The organism is Bradyrhizobium sp. STM 3843, assembly GCF_000239815.1.
Classification (GTDB): domain Bacteria; phylum Pseudomonadota; class Alphaproteobacteria; order Rhizobiales; family Xanthobacteraceae; genus Bradyrhizobium.
The window spans coordinates 1-5,910 of sequence record NZ_CAFK01000071.1; the positions used below are offsets into that span (position 1 = coordinate 1).

Consider the following 5,910-nt stretch of genomic DNA (forward strand, 5'->3'; position numbering starts at 1 on the left):
CGCCTCGGCCTATGGCGGCGTCGGCCGGGTCGGCGGCGCTGTGGTCGGCGCCATGATCATGGGCGTGATGAACAACGGCATGTCGATTCTTGGCATCGGTATCGACTATCAGCAGGTCATCAAGGGCCTGGTGCTGCTCGGGGCCGTCTGCATCGACGTCTACAACCAGCGCCGCTGAGGGTATCCAGGCTGTTGCGGGGGGCAGCCGCGCCCCGCAACAGCACCCTCAAGAAGCTTCTCCTCTTTGGGCGCGCTTCGGCGCGCTTTTTGTTCTCCGGACATGGCGAAGAAAAAAATCCTATAAGATTGCCAGACAGCCCCGACATGATTTCATGACGCCCAGAGAGCAGCGGCTGCGCCGCGCTGGGCGTTCAGGGGATTTCGATGTCGGATATTGCGGTGAGGCCCGCCACAGGGGTCGTCTCCAAGGGGAGTTGGACTGAGGACTGGCTTGCCGTCGTCATCGGTCTTCTGGTCTTCGCGCTCGCGCTGTTCAGCCTTGCCGGCACCGATCTGCTCGGTTGGGCGGTGACGACGTCGGTCTACACCGATCTCGGCAAGGCGCTAGCGCCGGTTGCCAAGGGCTACGCCGCGCTCGGTGGTCTCGGCGCGCTGCTCGCGACCTACGCGTCGCTGCTGGTCGTGCTGACCGCCGGAATCGCTGCGCTCGGTGGCGACATCAAGCGCTTTGTTCTCGCCTTCACCATCGTGTTCGCCATTGCCTATGCGAGCTGGGTGGTCGGCAGCTATGCCTATGTTGCTGCGGTCACGCCGGCCGAACAGCAGAAGTTCGGCATCGCCTGGTCGCTGAAGCTGACCAATGAGGGCGGCTTCGTCGTCGCGCTGCTATCCGGCCTGGTGATTGCCAATTTCTTTCCGCGCTTCGCCGAATGGCTGAAGGAGGCGATCCGCCCCGAGCTCTACATCAAGATCGCGATCGTGATCCTCGGCGCGACCATCGCGGTGACCGCGGCCGGCCGGCTCAACCTCGCGTCCTCGGTGCTTCTGCGCGGCGTCGCCGCCATCATCGAAGCCTATCTGATCTACTGGTCGGTGGTCTATTTCGTCGCCCGCAAATGGTTCGGCTTCAGCCGCGAATGGTCGGTGCCGCTCGCCTCGGGCATTTCGATCTGCGGCGTGGCCGCGGCGATCGCGACCGGCGGTGCGATCCGCGCGCGGCCCTCGGTGCCCGTGCTGGTCTCCTCGCTGGTCGTGGTGTTCGCGGTGGTCGAGATCCTGATCCTGCCGTTCCTGGCGCAAACCTTCTTGTGGCAGGAGCCGCTGGTCGCTGGCGCCTGGATGGGCCTTGCCATCAAGACCGACGGTGCCGCGGTCGCGGGCGGCGGCATCACGGAATCGCTGATCATGGCCAAGGCGGCGGCCGAAGGCATCAAGTATCAGCCGGGCTGGATCCTCGCGACCACAGCCACCGTGAAGGTGTTCATCGACATCTTCATCGGCATCTGGGCCTTCATCCTCGGCTATATCTGGACCAACTACGTCACGCCGCGCACCGACAAGGCCAAGGCATCCGAGATCTGGGAGCGTTTCCCGAAGTTCATCTTGGGCTTCGTCGTGGTGTTCGCGGTCTCGCTGTGGCTGGCGGTCGGCACCACGCCCGAGATCGCCAAGGCGCTGCCGGCGGCGGCGGGTGAGGCGAATGTGTTCCGGGTGATCTTCTTCATCCTGACCTTCTTCTCGATCGGCGTGCTCTCGGATTTCCGCAAGCTCTGGCAGGACGGCTTCGGCAAGCTCGCCGCGGTCTATGTGGTCAGCCTGTTCGGCTTCGTGATCTGGGTGGGCCTATTGATTTCCTGGCTGTTCTTCAGCGGCGTCAAGCCGCCGCTCGCCAGCTGAGTTGGAGGAGGGCGCAATGTCAGCCAATGATGTGAATGCACAGAGCGGCAACGCGGTCGAGCCGTTGCTGCCGATCGAGAAGAAGCTGATCGGCTACAGCCTGAGCCTCGGCATCGTGCTGCTGGTGATTTTGGTGGTGCTGAACCATCTCTATCCGGCGCAGCTTTGATGCTGAGTCCGACGTTCCAGGTCTGCCGTCATTCCGGGGCGCGCGGAACGCGCGAACCCGGAATCCATTTACACGGTGAAATATGAGGCGGAATGGATTCCGGGCTCGCCCTCCGCGCAAAACAGCTCTGCTGTTTTATCGCCCGGGCGCCCCGGAATGACGATCGAGTGAGTATGCGGAGCGAAGCCGCGGCCGTAACCCGCACGTGCCCATCATCTCTAACGGCGCTTTAGATCACGGTGGGCACGCTCCGCTTTGCCCACCCTACGGATCGCCAGCCGCTACACCACGTGGAAATTCGACACGGAATCGTTGGCGAGCTGGGCGACCAGCTGCAGCTCCCAGTCGATATAGGCCTGCATTGCCTGAGCCGCGTTGTCGGTGCCCTCATAGGGACGCTTGTAGACGTCGTCGGGCTCGGAGATCCAGGAGAGGTGGTCGCGATCGAGCTCGCGGCTTGACGCGGTCCAGGCGCGGGTGCCGCCGACAAGGACGCGAACGTCGCGCGCCGTTGCGGTGCGTGCATCGGGCAAGGCGAGAGCCGCTTCAGCCCCGTCCTCGCTGGTCAGGACAATCGCGCCGTCGCCGGGCAGCTTCGCGAGATCTTCGGCAAAGCGCGAGGCCAGCACGAAGTGGGCACCCGGAATATGGCCGGTCGTGTAGGCCGGGCTGCGGGTGAGATCGACGATGGTCCAGGCGGAAGGATGAGCGGCAAACTCGTCGGCGCCGATCGCCGCAGCACCAATATCCGGTACCGCCGGCCGTCGCGCTGCGCGCAGGCCACTCTCGCTTGGCGCAACGACATCGGGACCGACGATCGATGCATCCCACCCCATCTGAACCAGCCAGGACGCGGTCATCCGGGCGCGCACACCATCGTCATCGAACAGCACGAGGCGCGCGCCGCGTATGCCGACCCATTCGTCGGTCGCCTGCACCAGCTGGCCGCCCGGCGCCGAGACGAAGCCATCCGGATGCGAGGTGGCATATTCCTCGGGCGTTCGCACATCCAGGCAATACAGCGTTCGCTGATCCTGCTCCGCGCGCAGGCGCTCGAACGCCGCGCGATCGAGCAACTTCACGCCGACGCGCTCGGCCCAGGCCTTCGCATCCGCCAGCGCCGCGGCGTAGCTCGTCTGCGGCCGATCCAGAAAGCGCGCCGCCTTGCCGCGCTCGACCTGGTGGCCGGCCAGCGTCCAGCCGATGGTGCCGTTGCGCAGCGCATAGATCCGGTTCGGCAGGCCGGCATTGATCAGCGACTGCGTGCCGATGATCGAGCGCGTGCGCCCGGCGCAGTTGACGATGATGGTGGTCTCAGCAGATGGCGCGATCTCGCGCGCGCGGAAAGCAAGCTCGCCGCCGGGCACGCTGACCCCGCGCGGAATGCTCATGGTGCGATATTCCTCGAAGCGGCGGGCATCGAGCACGACGAGATTGGACTCGGTTTCGATCAACGCCTTGGCCTCGTCCGCAGAGAGTGAGGGCGTATGCCTGACAGCCTCGACCAATTCTCCGAACGCCTTGCTCGGCACGTTGACGTCGCGGAACACCTCGCCGAACCGTGCGTAACCCGCAAGCCCACCGTCGAGGATCGACACGTCGCTGTAGCCGAGGGCCCTGATCCGCGGCACCGCGCGCGCGGCATAGCCCTCGCCGTCGTCATAGACGACGATCGGCGCGGTGAGCCGCGGGATGAGGTCAAGGATGCGCAGTTCGATCTGGGACAGCGGCAGCGAGACCGCGAAGAACGGATGCGACAACGAGTAGGGACCTTCCTCGCGCACGTCGAGCAGCGCCACTTCCTCGCCTGCGCGCCAGCGCCGGCGCAACTCGGCCGGCGGCATCAGCGGGGGCTGCTCAAGCTTCGTGTCCGGGCCAGAGGTTTGGAACAGTGTCATTCGAATATCCGGAAATGAAGTCGCTGATGGCGCCGGTCTCCGCGTCGTAGACCGCGCGACGGATACGGCCGATATTGCCGCCATAGACGTGGATGCTGATCGAGGAGGCGTCCGGCAGCCCGTTCGAGATGGCGTGGATGTCGCCGATCCCTGGCGAGACCGTGGCCACCTGGCCGGCCTTCAGCCGCTCCGGTGCCGTGCCACGCAAAGATCCGTCCGCATGTCGTTCATAACTCACCGAAATCTCTTCTCCGCGCAGCACGCCGACCAGGCCCCAGACGCGGTGATCATGAATCGGCGTGCCCTGACCGGGCCCCCAGACAAAGCTCACGATCGAGAAGCGGTCAAGTGGATCCGCATAGAGCAGATACTGCCGGTAGCGGCTGTTCGTGGTTGTTGCGTAGGCCTCGGGCAGCCAATCATCGTGCCTGATGAGGTCTTCAAGCTTTGGCTTAAGATATGCGAGGATCGCAGCCTCGTCGCTTTGCGTTTGCAGCAGCCGCGCCGTGTCGACGACAAAGGCGCGCAGCCTCGTGATGTCACTCATCTAGGGTCTGTCCGGTCCCTGGGCGGCCGGTGGAATGCGACGCGAGCGAAGCCGTCGCAGTCCGCCGGGTCACACGTGAGGGCCGAGCATTGCGATGTAGAAGAGGTCTTCGTTCGACAGCGACACACCTTCGCACCGAGTGCCTGCCGGATGACCGACATGCCGATCAGAAACGGGCATCAGACGGCCGATCCAGTTACCGAACCACGAGACGTAGCGCATGAAGACCTCCACGCAAGCATCGGCATCGCATCGAGATATCACGAGCTGGACATGGCCGAACACAGCCAAATCCGGCCCTGAGCGAGTTTGACAGAATCGTGCCCGTTGCAGCGCGTCCTCAGCAAAATCATGTCGTGCTATGCGCAAGCGCGCTGGTCTGTTTCCGCGCTCTCCTCGGCATGATCTGCGCCGACCGGCTGCAACCGCTCCAGCCAACGGGTCTTGAACGCCAACCATGACGCTGTGTCCTGAAAGGCGACCTCGGCGAACCATTCGACAGTGAGCGCGCCGCTTGGCCACGAACGTTCCTGATCATGCCAGCAGACAACAGGCCAGCGCGGGTTGCGGTAGGCGCGGCCTGACGCGTCATGCAGCGACGGCCGGCCGAGATGGTCGATCAGCCAGGTCATCACTTCCGGCAGAAAGGTGGCTGCGAAGGAGACGCCGTGCCGGCCGATCCGTTGCGGCATCCGCATCACGCGCTGGTCGATGACCGCGAACGCCGGCGGCACCGCACCGGAATTGAATTGTCGGATCATCAGCAGCCGGAAGCCGCAGTCGCCCAGTTCGGCGGGCACCGCCTGGATCGCGGTTGGCTGAAGCGGAGCCGTCATGTTCATACCAGCGCTCCCTTCGCCTGTTTGAGCATGTGATCTGATGACAGCAGTGCGCCGTCGCGCACGACGAGCGCGCCAAATCCCGTTGCCAGCGCCGCGCAGACCGCAAGCGCTGCTGCCTCCTCGCGCGGATCGCCGCCCCATTTGCAGCAGATCGCCATGTCGCGGTCGCCGACGGTCGCCTGCAGGGCAGGCATCGCCGCCAGCTCGGCGGCCGCATCCTTGAAGCGAAGATCGAAGCCGGCATCCTCGCCATCGAGCGTGCAGGGGAGATAACCGGCGGTCTCGAACGGAACGTAGCCCTCGTCGAGGGTCAATGCGAATGGCAGCCGCGCGATCGCCTGCTGCAGCGCTTTCCGCGCTGGAACATCAGCGCGTTTCAGAAATGCAGTCAGCGCCCGCGCCATCTCATCTCTCCATTGCGATCTGCACGCCGTCGATCACGGCGCACAGGCCACCTGGCGCGGAACCGGACATTGGCCGACATCCGACGCACGACATTCGACAAACCGGCCAATACGGCAGGTTGTGTTTCAGCAAATCAAATTCCGTGCCAGTTAGTCTTACGGTGTCACAAGCTTGAGGCATCGCGTTCTCCCA

8 protein-coding genes and 1 pseudogene are annotated in these 5,910 nt (G+C 64.5%); 3 read left to right on the plus strand and 6 right to left on the minus strand.

Annotated elements, in window-relative coordinates; genetic code table 11:
• The 3 genes and pseudogenes from BRAS3843_RS39520 to BRAS3843_RS41420 all read left to right on the plus strand — a co-directional run.
• Positions 1–178: pseudogene (locus BRAS3843_RS39520) on the plus strand (sugar ABC transporter permease); the annotation flags it as partial.
• A 206-nt stretch (positions 179–384) separates the two neighbouring features.
• Positions 385–1,857, plus strand: coding sequence for a putative sulfate exporter family transporter (locus tag BRAS3843_RS09855; RefSeq protein WP_008968698.1), 1,473 nt, complete (start codon positions 385–387; stop codon positions 1,855–1,857).
• Positions 1,858–1,873: 16 nt separating this feature from the next.
• Positions 1,874–2,026 carry a hypothetical protein gene (locus BRAS3843_RS41420; protein ID WP_008968699.1) on the plus strand — a complete coding sequence of 51 codons (153 nt, stop codon included), beginning with the start codon at positions 1,874–1,876 and terminating at the stop codon, positions 2,024–2,026.
• A 281-nt stretch (positions 2,027–2,307) separates the two neighbouring features.
• Here BRAS3843_RS41420 and BRAS3843_RS09860 read toward each other — a convergent pair whose 3' ends face one another.
• The 6 genes from BRAS3843_RS09860 to BRAS3843_RS41870 form a co-directional block, all read right to left on the minus strand.
• Complete coding sequence (locus BRAS3843_RS09860; RefSeq protein ID WP_347379570.1) at positions 2,308–3,870, minus strand: rhodanese-like domain-containing protein; 1,563 nt, start codon at positions 3,868–3,870, stop codon at positions 2,308–2,310.
• A gap of 13 nt (positions 3,871–3,883) precedes the next feature.
• Positions 3,884–4,471 (minus strand): cysteine dioxygenase, encoded by a 588-nt coding sequence (locus BRAS3843_RS09865; RefSeq protein ID WP_008968701.1) that lies wholly within the window; start codon positions 4,469–4,471, stop codon positions 3,884–3,886.
• Between the two features lie 69 nt (positions 4,472–4,540).
• Complete coding sequence (locus BRAS3843_RS41425) at positions 4,541–4,693, minus strand: hypothetical protein (protein WP_175361100.1); 153 nt, start codon at positions 4,691–4,693, stop codon at positions 4,541–4,543.
• Positions 4,694–4,830: 137 nt separating this feature from the next.
• A complete protein-coding gene (locus tag BRAS3843_RS09875) occupies positions 4,831–5,307 on the minus strand; it encodes a hypothetical protein (protein ID WP_008968702.1) in 477 nt (158 codons plus the stop codon).
• Between the two features lie 2 nt (positions 5,308–5,309).
• Complete coding sequence (locus BRAS3843_RS09880; protein ID WP_008968703.1) at positions 5,310–5,717, minus strand: hypothetical protein; 408 nt, start codon at positions 5,715–5,717, stop codon at positions 5,310–5,312.
• Position 5,718: 1 nt separating this feature from the next.
• On the minus strand, positions 5,719–5,910 hold a 192-nt coding region (locus BRAS3843_RS41870; RefSeq protein ID WP_210161391.1), incomplete at its 5' end, for a hypothetical protein.